Raw genomic sequence first — 19361 nt, 5'->3', positions numbered from 1 at the left:
ATCAGTAACGATCGGTACGGTCGCGCACGACGGCAGAACGTAAGTCGTCGACTCCGACGTACTTGATGCGTGGGCGGCCGTGCTCTGCCCCCGCGTTTCTTTCCGCTTCGTCGATTCGCGACCAGTCCGAGAAATCCAGCGCGTCAGGGCATTTCTCGGCGAGTATCGCATCGAGTTCGACGCGTCCGTGCGGGGCGCGCGGAATGGATTCCGCGGCAATGTCTTCGAGAATGGCGGCGACGGTATCCGCGGCGCACTTTCTGTTGGTCCCGATGACACCCGACGGTCCTCTTTTGATCCACCCGGTGACGTAGACGCCCGGGACCGTCGATCCGTCGTCGTCGATCACACGTCCGTCTCGATTCGGAATGATTCCTCGGGTGTGGTCGAAAGGTATCGATTCGACAGCGCGGCCTCGATATCCCACCGAGCGAAGCACGAGACCGGTGTCGATCGTTTCCTCCTCGCCGGTCGGTTCGGTCGTGACCGTTCCGTCGTCGTGCACGGTCGACGTCGCGCGCACGAACCGGATGGCGGAGACGGATTCCTCCCCGAGGATCTCGGCGGGAGACAACCCGAACCGAAGAATCAGCCGTTTTTTCGCCTCGTCGACCGAGTCCGGTGTCGGGCGAGCAGCTATCTCCTGTGCCAGAGCCACTTTCATCACCGTCGTCACTTCTGCGGAACCGGCGTCGATCGCAGTCCTCGTCGCCTCGTCCGTGGTGACGTCGTTCTCGGGCGTGTGGAGGTCGATCCACGGCGATGCCATGATCTCGAGCAACTCGGGCCCGGTGTACGCGGCATGCGAGGGACCTCGTCGTCCGACGACGACGACCTCGCGAACGGCACTCGAACGCAGCGCCTCCAGTGCGTGATCGGCGATGTCGGTCTTCTCCAGTTCCGTGATGGGCGCCAACAGGATTCGGGCGACGTCGAGGGCGACATTGCCGTTGCCGACCACCACGGCACGGGGCGAACTCAGATCGTAGGTGCGATCTGCGTACTCGGGATGGCCGTTGTACCAGGCGACGAACTCGCGGGCTGAATGGCTGCCCGGCAGTTCTTCGCCCGCAATCCCGAGGGTGCGGTCGTCGGCGGCTCCGGTCGCGTACAGAACGGCGTCGTGGTGGGCGATCAGGTCGTCATGGGTGAGGTCGGAACCGATCTCCACGCCGAGGTGTACCCGCACGGATTTCCGGCCCGCAACGCTGCGGAAGAGGTCCGTCACGGCCTTCGTGCCCGGATGATCGGGAGCGACGCCCGAACGTACGAGGCCGTACGGCGTCAGAAGTCGGTCGTACATCTCGACTTCGATGCCGCGAATGCCGGCCAATTCCGTCGCCGCATAGAACGCGGCAGGCCCGGTACCGACGACGGCGACGCGTCGGCCGGAGAAATCCACTCCCGCCCAGTTTCGTGGTTCGTCGTAGACACGGGCTCCCGACGGGTGCAGCTCGAACCAGTCGGCATTCAGATCGAGATACCGACCCTGGGTGGCGTCGAGTTCGTGATCGGCCCGAATCGCGTCGACCGGGCATTCGTCGACGCACGCGCCGCAGTCGATGCAGACGTCGGGTTCGATGTGCAGCATGTCCGACGTCATGAATTCCGGTTCGTCGGGAGTCGGATGAATGCAGTCGACGGGACAGACATCGGTGCACGACGCGTCGTTGCAGCACTGCTGGAGGATCACGAACGTCATGTAGTCGTTCTACCGCTCGGGTCGCTCCGCCCGTGTCGAGATCGGAGGAACCTCGGCAACAGTTCGGTCACGGCATGCTCACGATCGGTCATCGAAACCCGGCGGGCTGGTGTGGCTTCCGCACGTCTGTTTCACTTGGTGCGCAAGTGCCTGCTGTTGCCCATGTTCGCCGCAGTGGCTGTCGAGGTTCGAATCCGGAAGGGGAGCGGCTCATCGGCGACGGTCGATGGGTCCACATCGCGATGAAGAGAACTGCGCTGCTCGGCGTGTGGTCCGCGGGCGTGGTCGCCGCTGCGCTTCTGGCGCCGGGCGTCGCCGCTGCCGAACCCGCCACCGGCACCGAATTGGCAGGCAAGACTGTGTTCCTCGACCCCGGGCACCAGGGAACGAGCCACAGCGAGAATCTCGGCAAGCAGGTCGACGACGGCCGCGGCGGTACGAAGGATTGCCAGACGACCGGTATGACGACGGTGAACGGCGTCGCCGAGCACACCATCAACTGGAACGTGGCGAAGCTGGTGCAGTCGAGCCTGGAAAGCCTCGGAGCGACCGTCGTTCTGTCGCGCAACGACGATTCCGGATGGGGCGGATGCGTCGACGACCGAGCGAGAGCGGCGAGCGCGTCCGGAGCCGACGTCGCCGTCAGCATCCACGCCGACTCCACGTCCACCGGATCCGATCCGGGCAAGCGCGGATTCCACCTCATCGTTCCGACGCTGCCGATTCCCGACGCGGCGGCGAACGCCGCGCAGTCCGCGGGTGGTCGCGCGGCGTCGAATGCGATGCGCGACGCGTACACCAGGGCCGGTTTCTCGCCCGCGAACTACGCCGGAGCGGTCGACGGCATCCAGGAGCGCTCCGACGTCGCGGGACCCGCCCTGACGAGCGTTCCGTTGGTGTTCGTCGAGATGGGCAACGGCTCCGACCCGGACGACGCGTCGGTGCTCGAAAGCTCGGAGGGGCAGCTGAAGCACGCGATCGCACTGTCGACGGGCGTCATCGATTATCTGCTCGGTCCCGACGCCGGATCCGACGAGTCGTCGCTGGAGTCCGAGACACCCGACGTCGTCGCGAAAAGCCCGGCAGCGTCGGTGTCTCCGTCGACGACCGCGTCTCCGTCCGCGGGTGCCACCGTCGGCGAGAGCGCGCTGTCGCGAGTGCTCGCCGGGATCGCGCCCTACATCGATTCCGCCGGCGTCGACGGGCTGACCGACCTCGTGACCGAGGACAACGTCGGTGCCGTCTCCACCTTCGCTCAGGGTCTGCTCCAGCAGATACTGGCACCCGAGTAGCGTCTTCGTGCGTGGCACGCGCGCGAGAAGACCGTCAGATCCCCGTCGTTCTCGTTTCGGGCTTTCTCGGTTCAGGGAAGACGACGCTGCTCAATCACCTGCTGCGCAACAACCGCGGGATCCGAATCGGCGTGGTGGTCAACGACTTCGGGTCGATCAACATCGATTCCATGATGGTCGCGGGTCAGGTCGACTCGATGGTGTCCCTCGGCAACGGGTGTCTGTGCTGCGCCGTCGACGCGGCGGAGATGGACACGATGTTCGACGCCTTGGCGAGCAGCGCGTCGAACATCGACGTCATCGTCGTCGAGGCCAGTGGTCTCGCGGAGCCGAGAAACCTGATCCGCCTCGTCCTGGCCAGCGAGAACCGTCGCATCGTCTACGGTGGCCTGGTCGGTGTCGTCGACGGAGTCGAGTTCGCCGGCACTCGTCGGTCGCACCCCGAGATCGACCACCATCTCCGACTTGCAGATCTGGTGGTGCTCAACAAGATCGACCGCCTGGACAGCGCAGAGCGTGCGGTCGTGCGAGACGTGGTGCGCGACATCGTCGGGGAGGTGCCGATCCTCGAGACCGCACACGGACGCGTCGACGCGCAACTGTTGTTCGACGTTCCCGAACGGACCGTCGACCGCACCGCGGCTCGTCAGCTGTCGTTCGACGAGCTTCTGTACGAGGAGGACGACCACTCGTCGCATCTCCACGCCGGCTATTCGACCACGACGTTGTTCAGCGACGAGCCGATGGATCCTCGTCGGTTCGTCGAGTTACTGGAGAATCCGTCGGGTGACGTCTATCGGAGCAAGGGTTTCGTGCACTTCGATGTCGACGGGTACCGCGGCAAGTACGTGCTGAACACGGTCGGACGACATATCCGACTGAATTCGGCGCGATGGGATCCGGGTGAGGTCGAGGCAACGCGGATCGTGCTGATCGGCACCGACATCGACGCCGAGTACGCCGAGGTGCGTTTCCTCGATTGCGTCCGCAGGCCCGGCGACGCGACCGATGCGTCGGCGATGCTGCCGGTGCATCGATACACGTCGCAGAACTGACCTACAGTCCGACCCATTCGGACGTGCCCGCGGCGAACTGCTGACGCTTCCAGATCGGCACCTCGGATTTGATGCGCTCGACGAGCGTCGCACAGGTGGCGAAGGCCTCGGCGCGATGCGCGGACGCAACCGCGGCCACGAGCGCGATGTCGCCGACGACGAGATCGCCGACTCGATGTACCGCGGCCACGGGTAGCCCGGACTCCGATGCGACTGCCGCGCAGCATCGTTCGAGGAATTTCTCCGCGTCGGGATGCGCCTGGTACTCGAGTGCCGAGACCGATTGTCCGCCATCGTGGTCACGCACCACCCCGGAGAAGACGACGACGGCTCCGTGTTCCGGGCCGGACACGGCGGCTTCGACGGCCGCGGCGTCGAGCGGTTCGGACGAGATCCTGGCGAGCATGAACTTCACTGTCCTTCTGTGTCGTCGTGGAGACCGCCGCCCGCTACCTGAGCCAGCAGGTGGTCGACGATCGGATCCAGTACTGCGAGACCGTCTTTCACGCCACCCGGGGATCCCGGGAGGTTGACGACGACGGTCGACCCGGCCAGGCCTGCGAGCCCTCGGCTGAGATTCGCGTGCGGGGTGACGTGGGTGCCCTTCGACCGAATGGCGTCGGCAACGCCGGGAAGCTCGCGGTCGAGAACGGCCGCGGTGGCCTCGGGTGTCGCGTCCGTGGGCGACACTCCGGTACCCCCGGTGCTGACGATCAGCGAGGGCCGCGTCGACAAGGCGTCGTCGAGGCCGGCTGCGATGTCTGCGTCGGCATAGACCAACGGTCCGCGCACGGCGAAGTTGCGCTCGGACAGCCATCGTGCGATCGCCGGGCCGGTCGTGTCCTCGCGGGTTCCGCGCGCGCCGCCGGTCGATGCGACCAGAACGACGGCCGACCGCGGCCCTGCCGGTTCCGACGTCGCGGCTGCGGCGTCGTCGCGCGACCAACGGCCGCGTTTGCCGCCTTCCTTCGTCAGTAGTCGGACGCCGTTCATCGTCGCGGCGGGGTCGACGGCTTTCACCATGTCGTGCAGCGTGAGCCCGGCGACGGCGACAGCGGTCAGTGCCTCCATCTCCACGCCGGTCGCCCCCTTCGTCTTGGCGGTGGCCTCGACGGTGATGGTGGTGTCGGTGAACCCGAACCGGACATCGACGGACGACAACGCCAGCTGATGGCACAGCGGAATGAGCTCGGAGGTCTTCTTCGCGCCCGAGATCCCGGCGATGCGCGCGGTGGCGAGCACGTCGGCCTTGGGCATACCGTCGGCGCGTACGAGAGCGACGACTTCTGCCGTCGTCGCCAATTCTCCTGCGGCGACGGCGATTCGGGTGGTGTCGGACTTCGACGAGACGTCGACCATGCGTGCCCGGCCCTCGGAGTCGAGGTGAGAGAAGCCGCTCACAATGCCACCACCGATACCTCGGTGCCCGCATCGAGGGCAGTGACGTCGGCGGGGACGTCGACGAGCACGTCCGCCCATGCCATCGCGGCGACGAGGTGTGAGCCCGGTCCTGCGACGAGCGAGACATGACCGTCCTGCACGCTGCCGCGGAGGAACTGTCTCTTTCCCCGGATCGAGTCGATCGAATTCTTCAGTGGCACGGTGTGTTTCGGGAGCGGCGACAGTCCGGCCGCCTCGCGGACGATGTCGCGCGCGAACACCACGAACGAGACGACGGTGCTGACCGGATTTCCCGGGAAGTTCAGCACCGGTACACCGTCGACGACGGCTGTGCCCTGTGGTCCGCCGGGTTGCATGCGTACGGATCCGAACGTGCCGCCCATGGGCTCGAGTGCGTCCTTGACGACCTCGAAATCGCCCTTCGAGACGCCGCCGGACGTGATGACGAGATCGGCTGCGGTGACGGCGCTCGCCAGAACACCTCGGAACACCTCGGGGTCGTCGGAACTGCGCAGGACCGCGACGACGTCGGCACCGTTCGCGCGAAGGTGCGCTGCGAGCGTGATTCCGTTGGAGTCGTAGATCTGTCCGGGCTGCAGGTCGCTGCCTGCGTCGACGAGTTCGGCTCCGGTGGTGATCACCGCGACGCGCGGCCGCGAGACCACGTCGACGTGCGACAGTCCGACGGCGGCGAGGACGGCGACGTGCCGGGGCGCGAGCAGTTGTCCCGCGCGTACCAGCACCATTCCTCGGCGGACGTCGCTGCCCTGCTGACGGATGTACTCGCCGGCCTCACGTGACACGTTGATGGTGACGTCGTCGCCGTCACTCGTCGTGTTCTCGACGGGCACGATCGCGTCGGCGCCGTCGGGAACGGGAGCGCCCGTCATGATCTTCAGCGCGGTACCGGGCTGAAGAGTGCGATCGTGCGCACCGCCCGCCGCGACGGTGCCGACGACGCGCAGAACCGCGGGCACCGAGGCGATGTCGGCAGCACGTACGGCGTACCCGTCCATCTGAGAGTTCTCGAACAGTGGCAGATCCACCGGCGACGCGACGTCGGTGTGCGCGACGCGGCCGACCGCGTCGGCGACGGTGACCGATTCGGCGGTCCGATTCGTCATCGGTTGCAACAGTTCGCGGACGTGGGCTGCGTGGTCCTCGACCGAGGCCGCGCTCACGCCGGACACGTCCTGGCAGTCCGAGCAACACATTTCGTCATGTGACCGATCCTAGGCCGGGAGTGGAGCCTGCAGGAACGACCCTATGGTGCCGGGAGTAGAGCCTGCAGGAACGACCCCATTCTGCCGGGAGTGGAGCCTGCAGGAACGACCCCGTTAGGGGGAGCGATCGTCGAGGCTCCGAAGGGAACGGCATACTGGAAGAAGTTTCGACGACCACGTCTGCGTGGAAAGAAGGTGTGCATGACCGTCAGCAGCGTCGTCGGGCTCGGCATCCCTTCGGTGAAGAACACCGCGGTTCCGACTACCGACGATCGACCGAACGTCCCTGGTTTGTTGGACCGTTTCGGGCGTGTGGCTCGCGATCTTCGCGTGTCCATCACGGAGAAATGCTCGCTGCGCTGCACGTATTGCATGCCGGAGGAAGGCCTGCCACCGATCCCGGCGCCCGACTTGCTCTCGGCCGAGGAGATCGCGCGTCTGGTCGGTATCGCCGTCGCCCGCCTCGGCGTCGAGGAAGTGCGGTTCACCGGCGGCGAGCCGTTGATGCGCGCCGATCTCGCGGACATACTCGCGCAGACCTCCGCCCGTGCACCCGGCGTTCCGCTTGCGATGACCACCAATGCGGTCGGCCTCGAACACCGTGCCGAGCGCCTTGCCGCCGCCGGATTGCACCGCGTCAACGTGTCGCTCGATTCGATCGACCGAGCACATTTCGCGGAGCTGACTCGACGCGATCGGCTTCCGTCGGTTCTCGCGGGAATCCGCGCCGCGAAGCGGGCAGGCCTGACGCCGGTCAAGGTGAACGCGGTGCTCATGCCCGAAACACTGCATGGTGCAGCCGATTTGCTCGAATGGTGTCTGAACGAGGGAGTCCGGCTCCGTTTCATCGAGCAGATGCCGCTCGACGCCGATCACGAGTGGGCACGTTCGCGCATGCTCGACGCGGCTCGATTGCTCGACGTTCTGTCCGCCCGATTCGATCTGCGCGAGGTGGGCCGTGAGGATCCGTCGGCGCCTGCCGAGGAGTGGGCTGTCGACGGCACTTCCGACACCGTCGGAATCATCGCGTCGGTCACCCGCTCGTTCTGCTCGGAGTGCGACCGCACGCGTCTCACCGCGGAAGGAACTGTCCGGTCATGCCTGTTCAGCGATTCCGAAACCGACCTGCGTGCGGCGCTGCGCGGGGGAGCGTCGGACGAGGACATCGCAGATCTGTGGCGCGGTGCAATGTGGAACAAGTGGGCGGGCCATGGAATAGATGCGGACGATTTCGTGCCGCCGGCCAGAAGCATGGGAGCGATCGGTGGTTGAGGTTCGGTACTTCGCAGGAGCAGCCGACAAGGCGGGATGCGCGAAAGAGACGTTCGATCTGCAGCCGGGCAGCACGATCGCAGAGCTGAAAGCGGCTGTGGCACACCGGCACGGCGACGTCATGGCGGATGTGCTGCGCGTCTCGGCGTTTCTCGTCGGTGACGACCTCACGCGCGAGGAGACCGCCACGTTCGGCGACAGGGTGGATGTCCTGCCGCCGTTCGCGGGGGGCTAGAGAGCTCGGTCCGAACGGTTCAGTTCTCGGTGGTCCACCAGTCGTCGAAGGGTGTGACCGGTACGGCTCGTTTGTGCCGGGTGTTCAAGAACATTCGCTCGAGCTTCTCGGCGACGTCGTCGTCGACCTCCTTGCCTTCGAGGTAGTCGTCGATCTGGGTGTACGTGACGCCGAGGGCTTCCTCGTCGGGCAGGGCCGGGCGGTCGTCCTCCAGATCGGCAGTCGGTACTTTCTTCCACGTACTCTCGGGCGCTCCGAGTTCGCGCAGCAATGCCGCGCCCTGACGCTTGGACAGCCCCGTCAACGGAGTGATGTCGACGCCGCCGTCGCCGAACTTGGTGAAGAATCCGGTGATCGCTTCGGCTGCATGGTCGGTACCGACGACGACGTAGCCGAGCTCCCCGGCCAGCGCGTACTGCGCCACCATGCGCTCGCGGGCCTTGATGTTGCCGCGCACGAAGTCTCGTGTCGCCTCGGTGCCCAACGCCCGTGCCGCGGCCACCGCCGACGCGTCGGCAGCGTCCTTGATGTTGACCGTGACCGTGCGGTCGGGATCGATGAACTTCAACGAGACCTCGGCGTCGGCTTCGTCGGCTTGTACCCCGTAGGGCAGTCGGACGGCGAGGAACTCGGCCTCTGCCCCCTCGTTGCGCAGCTCTGCTGCGGCTCGCTGACACAGCTTGCCCGTGAGGGTGCTGTCCTGGCCGCCGCTGATCCCGAGAACGAAGCCCTTAGCGGGCGTCGACCGGAGGTACGCCTTGAGGAAGTCGACGCGTCGGGTGATCTCGGTGGCGGGATCGATGGTGGACTGGACTGCCAATTCGCGTTGGATACGCGTACGCAGCTCGGAACGGAGAAGGGCCATCGGGCCATCCTAAGGCGGTCGGTAGGCTGGTGCGCGATGTCTGCCGATACGTATTCGAAGACCGATCGCAGTGCACACCCGGATTTCTTCGCTGCGGAAGCCGCTGGCTTGCAGTGGCTTCGCGACGGGGGAGCAACCGTGGTGGACGTCCTGGACGTCGATCGAACTCACATCGAACTGGAACGGCTGATTCCGACGTCGCCCACCGGCGACGCCGCCCGCAGGTTCGGAGCCGAGCTTGCCGGCGCACACGATGCAGGCGCGCGTCAGTTCGGTTGTCCGCCGGAGGGTTTCACGGGTCAGATGTTCATCGGCGCTCGGCCGATGTCCAGCGTCGAACATCCCTCGTGGGGTGCGTTCTACATCGCCGAACGTGTTCTTCCGTTCCTCCGAACCGCGGTCGACGCGGGCAACATCTCCACCTCGGACGCGGCCGACGTCGAGCGCGCGTGCGGTCCGGTGGCCGACGGGGTGTTCGACGACGCCGACCCGCCCGCGCGCATTCACGGCGACCTGTGGACGGGAAACGTCGTGTGGACCGCATCGGGTGTCGTCATGATCGACCCGGCCGCGCACGGCGGCCACCGCGAGACCGATCTCGCGATGCTCCCGTTGTTCGGTGCGCCGTTGCTGGACGACATCGTCGACGGATATCGGTCGGTGCACCCGCTGCGGGACGGTTGGAAACAGCGCGTACCACTGCATCAGCTGCATCCACTCGCCGTGCATGCCGCCGGTCACGGACCCTCCTACGGAGTTGCTCTACGACGGGCTGCCGACGCCGTCGCACGACTCTCCTGAACCACGTCAGTTGCGAGTAGCCCTCCGCACCAATGCTTCCCATCCGTCGGCGAGGCGTTCCATGGACATTCCGAGGTCGCGGAACTGGTGGAGTACGAGAGTCGCCTCGAGCGGGGTCAACAATGCGTACGCGAGAAGTTCGAGATCGCCGTCGACGCCCGCCGCGCGCAACAGATTCAGCACGTGGGTGTAGTTGACCATGTGGGCAGGCGCGGAATAGCGCAGTCCCGGGGAATTCTCCGCCGCTCGCATCACCTCGCCCTGAACATGGACGAAATCCAGGCGAGCGCGGCCGAAGGCCACGAGGCGGTCGATGGGATCGGCCCCGGGGCCGAGTGGGGGAGGGCCGAACAGAAACGCGGCCTGCAGATCCTTCTCGGTGTGGTCCAGGAGTGCCTGCATCAGGCCCGATCGGCTTCCGAACCGCCGGAAGACTGTGCCCTTGCCCACACCGGCCTTGGCGGCGAGGCCGTCCATGGTCACCGCGTCGGCGCCGACGGTCGCGACCATCTCTGCAGCTGCATCCAGCAGAAGGCGTCGGTTGCGGGCCGCGTCGCAGCGCTCGGTCTCCTCGCCTGCGATGGGGAGCATGAAGTCGGTCACAACGGACAGTCTACCCGGTTGGGAATGAAAGTGGACCGCGGTCCGGTTGAGTGGTAGGAATTGATCGAACACCGGCTTTCACCCATACATCGAAGGAAGATCGTCATGAGCAACGCTCAGGTACTCGCACTTGTCGGAAGCCTCCGCGCCGACTCCGTCAACAAGCAGATCGCCGAGACCGCGGCATCGCTGGCCCCCGAGGGCGCCGAGGTGGTCGTCTACTCCGGCCTGGCCGAGGTTCCGTTCTACAACGAGGACATCGACGTCGACGGCAAAGTTCCCGCCGCTGCTCTCGAGCTGCGCGCCGCCGCCGAGAAGTCCACTGCATTCCTGTTGGTGACGCCCGAGTACAATGGCACGATCCCTGCCGTTCTGAAGAACGCCATCGACTGGCTGTCGCGCCCGTACGGCGCGGGTGCCGTCGTCGGCAAGCCTGTTGCCGTCATCAGCGCGTCCCCCAGTGGCAACGGCGCGAAGTGGGCGCACGACGACGCCCGCAAGGCTGTCGGCATCGCAGGCGGCAAGGTGCTCGAGGACGTCGAACTCACCATCGGCGGCACCATCGACAAGTTCGGTACGGGACACCCACGGGAGAACGCCGAGGTGGCCGGTCAGATCTCCACGGTCGTCACCGAGCTCGTCAAGGCGTCGAACGAACTGGTCAGCGCATAACGACAATCGTTTTCAGGTAGGGTTGTCGCATGAAGGTACGCAACTCGCTGAAATCGCTGAAAGACAAGCCGGGCGCCCAGGTCGTGCGACGTCACGGCAAGGTGTTCGTCATCAACAAGAAGGAGCCTCGCTTCAAAGCGCGTCAGCGCTGAGACGTGGAAGCGCGTCAGCGCTGAATGGGCTTCCTCTGCCGGACCCCCGAACTCGCGAAGTTCGGGGGTCTCGCACGTTTCGGGCCGGGTGAGCTCGGGGCACTCCAGTGAGACGGTGCGGACGGAGAGAAGGCAGTTTTCACCCTTTGTGTGTGGCGTGTCGGCTTGCGTGCCGACGGCGGGCGGCAGTCGTCGTCTTCTGTGTTCGACGTCACCGCGAGCCTGTGATCTGCGACACGCTGACGTGACCACGACGTTCCGAGATGCGTAGGGCTATGACCAGGAATTTCATCAATGTTGTTCGCAACATCTCGTGTTGTAGGTATATGTCGGCCACTAGGTGTAGTGTTTGAACCGTCGAGAGGCCACAACGCGACAAGCCGCTGATCCCACCGGGCGATGGGCTTGTGCAGCGGGTGGAACTCCTGCCGAGATCGCGGAAATTGTGAACGTTCACGGGTCTGGGCAAGTCGACGAGTTCGAAGACGAACGCGTCGGCTCGAACGCTCGACAGAACACGCAGCGCATATCGACATCTCGGACACTTACCGCGATTTCGGCCAGGGAGAAGGGACCCCTCATGAGCATCACCGTCTACACCAAGCCCGCCTGCGTTCAGTGCAATGCCACCTACCGCGCCCTCGACAAAGAGGGCATCGAGTACACCGTCGTCGACATCTCGCAGGACCCCGAGGCCCGTGACTACGTCATGGCGCTGGGCTACCTGCAGGCTCCCGTCGTCGTCGCCGGTGACGAGCACTGGTCGGGCTTCCGCCCCGACCGCATCAAGGCGCTCAGCGCGAGCGTTGCTTGAACAGAAAATGGAGATGAGCAGGTGTGACTTCCGCTCTCACTCCCCGGTCGACGCATCCGATCGTGTACTTCTCGAGTGCGTCCGAGAACACGCACCGATTCGTCGTCAAGCTCGGTCTTCCGGCCAGTCGGATTCCCCTGCATCATCCTGAGAACTTCGTGGTGGATCAGCCGTACGTGCTGATCGTGCCCACCTATGGCGGGGGAATGACGTACCTGGGACGTGACACCAATTACGTTCCCAAGCAGGTCATCAAGTTTCTCAACCAGAAGCACAACCGATCTCTGATCAGAGCGGTCATCGCAGCGGGCAACACCAACTTCGGTGACTCGTTCTGCTTTGCAGGCGACGTCATTTCACAGAAGTGCGCAGTTCCGTATCTCTACCGATTCGAGCTGATGGGCACGCCCGAGGATGTTCACCGAGTACGCGATGGGCTCGAGGACTTCTGGGAACGCGAGTCCCGCCGCGCAGAACAAATTCACTAGTCACACACCGGAACACACGAGGAACTGGAGCGATCGCCGTGGCACCGACCATCACAGAGGCAGCACCCGTCAAGGCCGATCGGTCGGCGAGCGACCTGGACTATCACGCGCTGAACGCGATGCTGAATTTGTACGGACCCAACGGCGAAATTCAGTTCGACAAGGACCGCGAAGCGGCCAACCAGTACTTCCTGCAGCACGTCAACCAGAACACGGTGTTCTTCCACGACCTCGACGAGAAGCTCGACTACCTCGTCGAGGAGAACTACTACGAGCCCGAGGTGCTCGACCAGTACTCGCGCGAGTTCGTGAAGTTCCTCATCAACCACGCGTACTCGAAGAAGTTCCGGTTCCCGACGTTCCTGGGTGCGTTCAAGTACTACACGTCGTACACGCTGAAGACGTTCGACGGTAAGCGCTACCTCGAGCGTTTCGAGGATCGTGTGTGCATGGTCGCGCTGACGCTTGCCGCCGGCGACGAAGCTCTCGCAACCGATCTCGTCGACGAGATCATCGCCGGTCGGTTCCAGCCGGCCACGCCGACGTTCCTGAACTCGGGAAAGAAGCAGCGCGGAGAACCCGTGTCGTGCTTCCTGCTGCGCATCGAGGACAACATGGAGTCCATCGGTCGTTCGATCAACTCGGCTCTGCAGCTGTCCAAGCGCGGAGGCGGAGTTGCGTTGCTGCTGAGCAATATTCGCGAGGCCGGCGCGCCGATCAAGCGCATCGAGAACCAGAGCTCCGGCGTCATCCCGATCATGAAGCTGCTCGAGGACTCGTTCTCGTACGCCAACCAGCTCGGTGCGCGTCAGGGAGCGGGTGCGGTGTACCTGCACGCCCATCACCCCGACGTCTACAAGTTCCTCGACACCAAGCGTGAGAACGCCGACGAGAAGATCCGTATCAAGACGCTGTCGCTCGGAATCGTCATCCCGGACATCACGTTCGAGCTGGCGAAGAAGAACGAAGAGATGTACCTGTTCTCGCCGTACGACGTCGAGCGCATCTACGGCGTCCCGTTCGCCGACATCAACGTCACCGAGAAGTACTACGAGATGGTCGACGACAGGCGAATTCGCAAGACCAAGATCAAGGCACGCGAATTCTTCCAGACGCTCGCCGAGCTGCAGTTCGAATCCGGCTACCCGTACATCATGTTCGAGGACACCGTGAACCGGGCGAACCCGATCGAGGGCAAGATCACGCACTCGAACCTGTGCTCGGAGATCCTGCAGGTCTCGACGCCGTCGCTGTTCAACGACGATTTGTCGTACAGCCATGTCGGCAAGGACATTTCGTGCAACCTCGGCTCGCTGAACATCGCGAAGACGATGGATTCGCCCGACTTCGGCAAGACGATCGCCGTCGCGATACGCGGATTGACGGCCGTCTCCGATCAGACGCACATCTACTCGGTGCCGTCGATCGAGCAGGGCAACAACGACTCTCACGCCATCGGTCTCGGCCAGATGAACCTGCACGGATACCTCGCTCGAGAGCGCATCTACTACGGCTCGACCGAGGGCATCGATTTCACGAACATCTACTTCTACACGGTGCTGTTCCACGCGATCCAGGCGTCGAATCAGCTCGCCAAGGATCGAGGGTCGTACTTCAAGGGCTTCCCGCAGTCCAAGTACGCGTCGGGTGAATTCTTCGACAAGTACACCGATCAGGTGTGGGAGCCGAGCACGGCGCGCGTCGCCAAGCTGTTCGCCGACGCCGAGGTACACATCCCGACGCAGGACGACTGGACCGCGCTGAAGAAGTCGGTGCAGGAGTACGGCATCTACAACCAGAACCTGCAAGCCGTCCCGCCGACGGGGTCGATCTCGTACATCAACAACTCGACGTCGTCGATTCACCCCGTGGCGTCGAAGATCGAGATCCGCAAGGAAGGCAAGATCGGTCGCGTCTACTACCCGGCGCCGTACCTGACCAACGACAACCTGGACTACTACCAGGATGCGTACGAGATCGGCTACGAGAAGATCATCGACACGTACGCCGCGGCGACGCAGCACGTCGATCAGGGACTGTCGTTGACGCTGTTCTTCAAGGACACCGCGACGACCCGCGATATCAACAAGGCGCAGATCTACGCGTGGCGCAAGGGGATCAAGACGCTGTACTACATCCGTCTGCGTCAGATGGCCCTCGAGGGCACCGAGGTGGAGGGTTGCGTCAGCTGCATGCTGTAGTGAGCAGTGCTCACTGATCTAGACTGAGTCGAACCGACGCAAGGACATTTCATGACAGCAGCACCGCATTCGCCTGCGGACGGGGCGAAGATCAAGCTCATCGACCGCGTCTCCGCGATCAACTGGAACCGCGTCCCGGACGACAAGGACGCGGAAGTCTGGGAGCGGCTGACCAGCAACTTCTGGCTTCCCGAGAAGGTCCCGGTCTCGAACGACATCCCGTCGTGGCAGACGCTGACCGCTACCGAGAAGCAGTTGACGATGCGGGTGTTCACCGGCCTGACGTTGCTGGACACCATTCAGGGCACGGTCGGCGCCGTCAGCCTCATTCCCGACGCCGTCACCCCGCACGAAGAGGCCGTCTACACGAACATCGCGTTCATGGAGTCGGTGCACGCCAAGAGCTACAGCTCGATCTTCTCGACGCTGTGCTCCACGCGCGACATCGACGACGCGTTCCGCTGGTCCGAGGAGAACTCGAACCTGCAGCGCAAGGCAGAGATCGTTCTCGACTACTACAAGGGCGACGACCCACTGAAGCGCAAGGTCGCGTCGACGCTGCTCGAGTCGTTCCTGTTCTACTCGGGCTTCTACCTGCCGATGTACTGGTCGTCGCGCGCAAAGCTGACCAACACGGCAGACCTGATCCGTCTGATCATCCGTGACGAGGCAGTGCACGGGTACTACATCGGATACAAGTACCAGCGCGGACTCGAAAAGCTCACCGAGGCAGAGCGCGAGGACCTGAAGGCGTACACGTTCGAGCTGCTGTTCGAGCTGTACGACAACGAGGTCGAGTACACCCAGGACCTCTACGACGAGATCGGTCTCACCGAGGACGTCAAGAAGTTCCTGCGGTACAACGCCAACAAGGCGCTCATGAACCTGGGCTACGAGGGTCTGTTCCCGAAGGACGAGACCGACGTCAACCCGGCGATCCTGTCGGCGCTGTCGCCGAATGCCGACGAGAACCACGACTTCTTCTCCGGATCCGGCTCGTCGTACGTCATCGGCAAGGCAGTCAACACCGAAGACGAAGACTGGGACTTCTGATCCTCCGGTAGTTGTCGCGACGGGGACGACCCCCGGGCCGTCACGAGCCCGGGGGTCGTCCCTGTTTGCGTATCTTCTCCGCGTCCTTCGGCATTCGTCCCTGCTCCGTCAACGCTCGACGAAGCAGGAACTCGATCTGTGCGTTGGTGCTGCGGAGGTCGTCGGCGGCCCAGCGGGCCAGTGCGTCGTGCACCGCCGGGTCCAGCCGCAGCAACAGCTTCTTACGTTCGACTGCCATGGGTCACTGGTAGAGCGATCCGGTGTTCACCACGGGCTGAGTATCCCGGTCGCTGCAGAGGACGACGAGCAAGTTCGACACCATCGTGGCCTTTCGCTCCTCGTCGAGTTCGACGACGTGCTTCTCCTCCAGTCGCGACAGCGCCATGTCGACCATTCCGACGGCGCCCTCGACGATCTGCTGACGGGCTGCGATGACGGCGCCGGCCTGCTGACGTCGCAACATCGCCTGGGCGATCTCCGGTGCATAGGCGAGACGGTTGATACGCGTCTCGACGACCTCGACGCCTGCCGACCTGACCCGGGCGTGCACCTCCTCGGACATCGCCGCCGTGATCTCGTCTGCGTTCTCGCGCAACGACATTCGACCTTCGGCGTCGTACGGATAGCTGCCGGCGATGTGCCGCACCGCCGATTCGGTCTGCACGGCCACGAATTCTTCGTAGTCGTCGACCTGGAACGATGCCAATGCGGTGTCCGCCACCTGCCAGACGACGATCGCCGATATCTCGATCGGGTTGCCGTCGGCATCGTTGACCTTCGACTGACCCGTCTCGTGATTGCGGATACGGGTGGAGATCGCTCTACGGATGGTCAACGGGTTCGTCCATCGCAGCCCAGGCGTGCGGAGCGTTCCGCTGTACGAACTGCCCAGAAGTTGCAGCACCCGAGCCTGATTCGGCTGCACCAGGGTGAGACCCATCAATGCCGTCAGCGCCACCAGAAAGATCACGACGCTGCCGATGACCCCCGGGATCGATTCGGACAGGATTGCAGGAACGAACACGGCGATGCTTCCGAGGAAGAGAAGGGTGCCGGCCCCGAGCATCCACCAACCGGGCAGATCCCAACCGGGGCGTTCGGCAATCGTCGTCGTGGGGGTGCCCGTCGGCTTCTCGGCGACGGTCGTGGGTGTGGACATCTCGGTCTCCCTGCGTCGTAGTGATACTAAAGTGATATCACATTTCCGCCGCACGTACCGACCGAATGTCACGTTCGGTCACTCGGAGTGAGCAAGGGACGCCCTCGGTCCGGCCGGGGTGGGGGCGGGATGCCAGCGAGGGGCGCCTTCGGTCACTTCGAGTGAGCAAGGGACGCCCTCGGTCCGGGCGGGCTGGGCGCGGGATGCCAGCGAGGGGCGCCTTCGGTCACTCGGAGTGAGCAGGGGACGCCCTCGGTCCGGGCGGGGTGGGGGCTAGCGCCGAAACCAGGCTTCCGCAGACCCGCTGAGCGCCTTGGAGATTCGCAGCCGCGAGGTGTCGGTCAGGTCGTCGGGCAATGCGTCGACGTCGAACCAGCCGACCGCAAGGTTCTCGTCGTCGGCGACGCGGGCTTCGCCGTCGGTGTGGCGGGCGAGGAAGGTGAGGTCCAGGTATTGGGCGACGTCGCCGTTCGGGTAGGTGATCTTCTCGGTGACGTCGACGCTCGTGAGTCGGACGAGTTCGGCGCCCAGGCCCGTCTCCTCGGCGATCTCGCGCAGCGCGGCGGGCCCGGGTTCTTCACCGGGTTCGAGGATGCCGGACACGATGGCCCAGAGCCCGTTGTCGCGGCGACGCGTCAGCAGGATTCGTCCGTCGGCGTCGAGGACCACCGCGCTGACCCCCGACAGCCACAGAGGCGACGTACCGATCCGACTGCGCAGGGCGAGGACGAACTCGGGGATCGGCATATCAGGAAACGTACGCGTTCAACGAGTTCGTCACATCCGCAAGCATCGCGCGAGCCGCGACAATGCCGCTGCTCGACCAGACGGTGTCGTCGACGACGAACACTCGACCGTCCTTCGCGGCGCCGAGGTCCTTCCAGCCGTCCCCGTCCATCACGTCGGTGCCGAACGACTCGCCGTCGTCTCCGTCGAATCGGGCGTAGACGATGTCGCCCTCGACTGCGGACAGATCGTCGGCGGGCACCGTGTTCTCGGCGTCCTGCTGTGACGGCGGCCGGCCGACGCCGACCTCGGCGAGCACCTCGGACGCGAACGACGACGGGCCGTCGGTGACGATCGAGTCGGGCAGGAATCGGACGACCGATGCTTGGGTCTGGGTGGCGTTCACATCGCGCCCGACCTGTTCGGCGTCGGCGGTGAAGCGCGCCAGCTCGTCGAAACCGGTCTGTCCACGTCCGAGCGCGGCTGCGGACTGCAGAAACGTGCCCTTCCACCCGGAATCCGACGAGGTGAAGACCGTCGGCGCGATCCCGCTCAACGATCGGTAGGTCTCTGTGCCCAGCGAGTCGGCGCCGATGATCAGATCGGGGTTCAGCCCGGCGATGGCATCCAGATCCGGTGAGTCGACCGTTCCGACGCCGGGGATCTCGGCAATTCCGGTACCGAGATACAACTCCTGGTCTCCGTCACCGCGGAAGTCCGGATCCAGCGTCGACGCGCCGACGACGCGTTCCCACACTCCCAGCGCGCAGGTGGCGTCCAGTGCGGCCGCGTCCAACACGACGATGCGCATGGGGTCCGCCGGGATCTCGCTGATTCCTTCGCTGTGGCCGACAGGTCGCACCGAACCTTCGATGCCCGTCGGGTCGAGCGGCGCGGTCGCGGGGCACAGCCCGGTCGTCGGACGATTGTTTCCGACGACGCCTGCCCCCGCGATGTTGGTCGTACTACGCACGATGGTCGACGCGTTGTCCTCGGACTCGGAGGTGCCCGAGCATGCCGTGACGGTCAGTGCAACACCGACCGCGAGCGCGAGTGCGGTGATGCGATGAGCCGGAAGTGAAGCAGGGACTGACCGAAACGACTGTCTGGACAACTCGTGAAATTCCTAACGGGAGTCGGATGCCGTCACACCCTATCCGGCCGCGCTTCCGGGCAGGTGCGACGTTCGAGTACGACACTCGGTAGGACCGGTGAGGCGAGGCGCCGAGTCAAGGTCTACGATTCGACGTAGCGCAAGACACCCGGACGTGCCCTCGCATGCTCGCCGACGGGACGCATCTTCAGGAGGATCAGTGACTGCCCTAGCGCCTAGGCCGACTCCCGCGGTGGAAGCGGCACGGCCGTTTCCGCCGCGGATGGGACCGAAGGGTTCTTTCATTCACAAGGCGGTGACGACGACTGATCCCAAGGTGTTGGGGATCATGTACATCGCGACGTCGATCGCGTTCTTCTTGGTCGGCGGGTTGATGGCGTTGTTGATGCGCGCCGAGTTGGCTGTGCCGGGGATGCAGTTCCTGTCGAACGAGCAGTACAACCAGTTGTTCACCATGCACGGCACGATCATGTTGCTGCTCTACGCAACGCCGATCGTCTTCGGATTCGGCAACTACATTCTGCCGCTGCAAA

The 19361-nt window shown here is 64.5% G+C and carries 22 protein-coding genes; 12 read left to right on the top strand and 10 right to left on the bottom strand.

Annotation, left to right across the window (positions count from 1 at the left end; translation table 11 throughout):
* Position 1: 1 nt before the first annotated feature.
* A complete protein-coding gene (locus A3K89_RS02475; RefSeq protein ID WP_068421332.1) occupies positions 2-1702 on the bottom strand; it encodes an FAD-dependent oxidoreductase in 1701 nt (566 codons plus the stop codon).
* A 242-nt stretch (positions 1703-1944) separates the two neighbouring features.
* On the opposite strand from A3K89_RS02475, the gene A3K89_RS02470 reads away from it, so the two are divergent.
* Positions 1945-2994 (top strand): N-acetylmuramoyl-L-alanine amidase, encoded by a 1050-nt coding sequence (locus A3K89_RS02470; RefSeq protein ID WP_068421329.1) that lies wholly within the window; start codon positions 1945-1947, stop codon positions 2992-2994.
* 11 nt (positions 2995-3005) lie between these two features.
* On the top strand, positions 3006-4049 hold the full coding sequence (locus A3K89_RS02465; RefSeq protein ID WP_068421327.1) for a CobW family GTP-binding protein: 1044 nt from the start codon (positions 3006-3008) through the stop codon (positions 4047-4049).
* Between the two features lies 1 nt (position 4050).
* Here the strand turns inward: A3K89_RS02465 and A3K89_RS02460 are convergent, their stop codons facing one another.
* Genes A3K89_RS02460 through A3K89_RS02450 form a run of 3 tightly spaced genes read right to left on the bottom strand, consistent with a single transcriptional unit; the run spans position 4051 to position 6631 of the window.
* Positions 4051-4455 carry a molybdenum cofactor biosynthesis protein MoaE gene (locus A3K89_RS02460; protein ID WP_068421587.1) on the bottom strand — a complete coding sequence of 135 codons (405 nt, stop codon included), beginning with the start codon at positions 4453-4455 and terminating at the stop codon, positions 4051-4053.
* Between the two features lie 5 nt (positions 4456-4460).
* Positions 4461-5450 carry a bifunctional molybdenum cofactor biosynthesis protein MoaC/MoaB gene (moaCB, locus tag A3K89_RS02455; RefSeq protein ID WP_068421324.1) on the bottom strand — a complete coding sequence of 330 codons (990 nt, stop codon included), beginning with the start codon at positions 5448-5450 and terminating at the stop codon, positions 4461-4463.
* Positions 5447-6631 carry a molybdopterin molybdotransferase MoeA gene (locus tag A3K89_RS02450; protein ID WP_254303385.1) on the bottom strand — a complete coding sequence of 395 codons (1185 nt, stop codon included), beginning with the start codon at positions 6629-6631 and terminating at the stop codon, positions 5447-5449. The genes moaCB and A3K89_RS02450 overlap by 4 nt, the downstream gene beginning before the upstream one ends.
* Positions 6632-6874: 243 nt before the next feature.
* On the opposite strand from A3K89_RS02450, the gene moaA reads away from it, so the two are divergent.
* The gene (gene moaA, locus A3K89_RS02445; protein WP_068421319.1) at positions 6875-7945 is read left to right on the top strand and encodes a GTP 3',8-cyclase MoaA; all 1071 of its coding nucleotides are present in this window, start codon (positions 6875-6877) and stop codon (positions 7943-7945) included.
* Positions 7938-8180 carry a MoaD/ThiS family protein gene (locus A3K89_RS02440; protein ID WP_068421316.1) on the top strand — a complete coding sequence of 81 codons (243 nt, stop codon included), beginning with the start codon at positions 7938-7940 and terminating at the stop codon, positions 8178-8180. The genes moaA and A3K89_RS02440 overlap by 8 nt, the downstream gene beginning before the upstream one ends.
* A gap of 19 nt (positions 8181-8199) precedes the next feature.
* Here the strand turns inward: A3K89_RS02440 and nadE are convergent, their stop codons facing one another.
* Positions 8200-9045, bottom strand: a complete 846-nt coding sequence (gene nadE / locus A3K89_RS02435; RefSeq protein WP_068421313.1) for an ammonia-dependent NAD(+) synthetase — start codon at positions 9043-9045, stop codon at positions 8200-8202.
* Between the two features lie 36 nt (positions 9046-9081).
* On the opposite strand from nadE, the gene A3K89_RS02430 reads away from it, so the two are divergent.
* Complete coding sequence (locus A3K89_RS02430; protein WP_068421310.1) at positions 9082-9846, top strand: fructosamine kinase family protein; 765 nt, start codon at positions 9082-9084, stop codon at positions 9844-9846.
* Between the two features lie 6 nt (positions 9847-9852).
* Here the strand turns inward: A3K89_RS02430 and A3K89_RS02425 are convergent, their stop codons facing one another.
* Positions 9853-10449 carry a TetR/AcrR family transcriptional regulator gene (locus A3K89_RS02425; protein WP_068421585.1) on the bottom strand — a complete coding sequence of 199 codons (597 nt, stop codon included), beginning with the start codon at positions 10447-10449 and terminating at the stop codon, positions 9853-9855.
* Positions 10450-10554: 105 nt separating this feature from the next.
* On the opposite strand from A3K89_RS02425, the gene A3K89_RS02420 reads away from it, so the two are divergent.
* The 6 genes from A3K89_RS02420 (at position 10555) to nrdF (ending at position 15829) form a co-directional block, all read left to right on the top strand.
* Positions 10555-11121, top strand: coding sequence for an NAD(P)H-dependent oxidoreductase (locus A3K89_RS02420; protein ID WP_068421306.1), 567 nt, complete (start codon positions 10555-10557; stop codon positions 11119-11121).
* A 29-nt stretch (positions 11122-11150) separates the two neighbouring features.
* On the top strand, positions 11151-11273 hold the full coding sequence (ykgO, locus tag A3K89_RS02415) for a type B 50S ribosomal protein L36 (protein WP_068421304.1): 123 nt from the start codon (positions 11151-11153) through the stop codon (positions 11271-11273).
* Between the two features lie 580 nt (positions 11274-11853).
* The gene (locus A3K89_RS02410) at positions 11854-12087 is read left to right on the top strand and encodes a redoxin NrdH (RefSeq protein ID WP_068421582.1); all 234 of its coding nucleotides are present in this window, start codon (positions 11854-11856) and stop codon (positions 12085-12087) included.
* Positions 12088-12110: 23 nt separating this feature from the next.
* Positions 12111-12575: a class Ib ribonucleoside-diphosphate reductase assembly flavoprotein NrdI gene (gene nrdI, locus A3K89_RS02405; protein ID WP_243636881.1), complete on the top strand. Its 465-nt coding sequence runs from the start codon at positions 12111-12113 to the stop codon at positions 12573-12575.
* Positions 12576-12613: 38 nt separating this feature from the next.
* Positions 12614-14776: a class 1b ribonucleoside-diphosphate reductase subunit alpha gene (gene nrdE / locus A3K89_RS02400; RefSeq protein ID WP_068421301.1), complete on the top strand. Its 2163-nt coding sequence runs from the start codon at positions 12614-12616 to the stop codon at positions 14774-14776.
* A 51-nt stretch (positions 14777-14827) separates the two neighbouring features.
* A complete protein-coding gene (gene nrdF, locus A3K89_RS02395) occupies positions 14828-15829 on the top strand; it encodes a class 1b ribonucleoside-diphosphate reductase subunit beta (RefSeq protein ID WP_068421299.1) in 1002 nt (333 codons plus the stop codon).
* 40 nt (positions 15830-15869) lie between these two features.
* On the opposite strand, the gene A3K89_RS02390 is transcribed toward nrdF, so the two are convergent.
* The 4 genes from A3K89_RS02390 to A3K89_RS02375 form a co-directional block, all read right to left on the bottom strand.
* Complete coding sequence (locus tag A3K89_RS02390; protein WP_068421296.1) at positions 15870-16067, bottom strand: hypothetical protein; 198 nt, start codon at positions 16065-16067, stop codon at positions 15870-15872.
* Positions 16068-16070: 3 nt separating this feature from the next.
* Positions 16071-16988, bottom strand: a complete 918-nt coding sequence (locus A3K89_RS02385) for an SPFH domain-containing protein (protein ID WP_068421292.1) — start codon at positions 16986-16988, stop codon at positions 16071-16073.
* A gap of 273 nt (positions 16989-17261) precedes the next feature.
* Positions 17262-17735 carry an NUDIX hydrolase gene (locus tag A3K89_RS02380; RefSeq protein WP_068421289.1) on the bottom strand — a complete coding sequence of 158 codons (474 nt, stop codon included), beginning with the start codon at positions 17733-17735 and terminating at the stop codon, positions 17262-17264.
* A 1-nt stretch (position 17736) separates the two neighbouring features.
* The gene (locus A3K89_RS02375; RefSeq protein WP_068421288.1) at positions 17737-18828 is read right to left on the bottom strand and encodes an ABC transporter substrate-binding protein; all 1092 of its coding nucleotides are present in this window, start codon (positions 18826-18828) and stop codon (positions 17737-17739) included.
* Between the two features lie 199 nt (positions 18829-19027).
* On the opposite strand from A3K89_RS02375, the gene A3K89_RS02370 reads away from it, so the two are divergent.
* Positions 19028-19361, top strand: a 334-nt coding sequence (locus tag A3K89_RS02370) for a cbb3-type cytochrome c oxidase subunit I (RefSeq protein ID WP_174551343.1), incomplete at its 3' end; no start/stop codon positions are given.

Origin of the sequence: Rhodococcoides kyotonense (assembly GCF_001645385.1) — a bacterium.
Taxonomy (GTDB): Bacteria; Actinomycetota; Actinomycetes; order Mycobacteriales; family Mycobacteriaceae; genus Rhodococcoides; species Rhodococcoides kyotonensis_B.
This window is presented reverse-complemented; position numbering and strand designations above follow the sequence as displayed.

Coding starts and splice junctions, on each gene's coding strand:
- A3K89_RS02475 (WP_068421332.1), bottom strand. CDS start 1,702: ATGACGTTCGTGATCCTCCAGCAGTGCTGCAACGACGCGTCGTGCACC.
- A3K89_RS02470 (WP_068421329.1), top strand. CDS start 1,945: ATGAAGAGAACTGCGCTGCTCGGCGTGTGGTCCGCGGGCGTGGTCGCC.
- A3K89_RS02460 (WP_068421587.1), bottom strand. CDS start 4,455: ATGCTCGCCAGGATCTCGTCCGAACCGCTCGACGCCGCGGCCGTCGAA.
- moaA (WP_068421319.1), top strand. CDS start 6,875: ATGACCGTCAGCAGCGTCGTCGGGCTCGGCATCCCTTCGGTGAAGAAC.
- nadE (WP_068421313.1), bottom strand. CDS start 9,045: ATGGCCCTTCTCCGTTCCGAGCTGCGTACGCGTATCCAACGCGAATTG.
- A3K89_RS02430 (WP_068421310.1), top strand. CDS start 9,082: ATGTCTGCCGATACGTATTCGAAGACCGATCGCAGTGCACACCCGGAT.
- A3K89_RS02420 (WP_068421306.1), top strand. CDS start 10,555: ATGAGCAACGCTCAGGTACTCGCACTTGTCGGAAGCCTCCGCGCCGAC.
- ykgO (WP_068421304.1), top strand. CDS start 11,151: ATGAAGGTACGCAACTCGCTGAAATCGCTGAAAGACAAGCCGGGCGCC.
- A3K89_RS02410 (WP_068421582.1), top strand. CDS start 11,854: ATGAGCATCACCGTCTACACCAAGCCCGCCTGCGTTCAGTGCAATGCC.
- nrdF (WP_068421299.1), top strand. CDS start 14,828: ATGACAGCAGCACCGCATTCGCCTGCGGACGGGGCGAAGATCAAGCTC.
- A3K89_RS02390 (WP_068421296.1), bottom strand. CDS start 16,067: ATGGCAGTCGAACGTAAGAAGCTGTTGCTGCGGCTGGACCCGGCGGTG.
- A3K89_RS02385 (WP_068421292.1), bottom strand. CDS start 16,988: ATGTCCACACCCACGACCGTCGCCGAGAAGCCGACGGGCACCCCCACG.
- A3K89_RS02380 (WP_068421289.1), bottom strand. CDS start 17,735: ATGCCGATCCCCGAGTTCGTCCTCGCCCTGCGCAGTCGGATCGGTACG.